This is a genomic window from Bacillus sp. P4_D3 (genome assembly GCF_056401855.1).
In genome coordinates, this window is the sequence record NZ_JBFUIN010000937.1 from 1 (window position 1) to 1,049 (window position 1,049).

1 protein-coding gene and 1 pseudogene are annotated in these 1,049 nt (G+C 33.8%); both read left to right on the top strand.

The genetic code is table 11. The features are described 5' to 3' along the window. On the top strand, positions 1-519 hold a 519-nt coding region (locus tag AC1DTM_RS28145), incomplete at its 5' end, for a hypothetical protein (protein ID WP_477001452.1). A gap of 195 nt (positions 520-714) precedes the next feature. After that, positions 715-1,041, top strand: a pseudogene (locus AC1DTM_RS28150) (GrpB family protein); the annotation flags it as partial. Positions 1,042-1,049 lie beyond the last annotated feature (8 nt).

Below are 1,049 nucleotides of genomic sequence, written 5' to 3' on the forward strand. Positions count from 1 at the left end.
GTACCAGTAACACGTGCAAGCATTGATGATTTTCATAACCCGAGAGCAATTCGCTATACACAAGGTAAAGAATCAGCAAGAGGGTATTACGAAGATGCACACGATTATACAGCTTTCAAAGAAAGATTATTAAAGCCTTTAGGACCTAGCGGGAATTTACAGTATGAAACGATTTCTCATAACTTAATAACGGATGTCTCTGTACATAATGAGCCGCTAGTGGCCTTGTCAAATATGGTGCTAATAGTAGATGGAACATTTCTATTGAAAAAAGACATTGAGCATCTATTTGATTATAAAATTTTTGTAGATACTGATTTCGAGATTGCGAGAAATCGTGGTGCAAAGCGAGAAACAGAAGTTTTTGGAAGTTATGAAGAAGCAGAGAAGATGTTTTTGAACAGGTATCATGCGGCTTGTAAGATGTATATTGAAGAGCATAACCCGAAAGAGTGTGCGAATGTTGTATTTCAGAATAATAATTTTGATGAACCGGTAGTTGTATTTAAAGGAATATAAAATCGTTTATATAGCAGAATAATAAGGTAGAAAAGGTGTAGCTATCTATGGTTTAAACTCTACCAAATATAGATGTAATAAAAGTTATTGCAGTTTTGAATGAGTTAAAATAATGAACTGAAATAATTTGTCTCTATAAACATGGAATTTCAACATAAAAAATAGTGTTATAATTTGTGAAAGGAGATGTTTTGGATGGATAAAAAAAATAATCCAAATGATTGGCCTTTATGGGCGAATGAGTCAGTAGAGATAGTTAATGCAAATCCTGATTGGCAAGATAAAGGAAGATGTGAAGAACAGCAACTTTATGAACTGCTTACTCCTCTCGGTATAAGTAAGGTAATACATATAGGAAGTACATCCATACCTGGTTTACCTGCAAAACCTATAATTGACCTAATGGCTGAAACAGAATCATTTGATAGAGTAGTAGATATTTCAGCTAAATTGGCTATATATGACTGGCATTTTGTAAGCCCAGAATTAGATGAAAGACCTTGGAGAAGGTTCTTTGTGAAAGAGTAAGC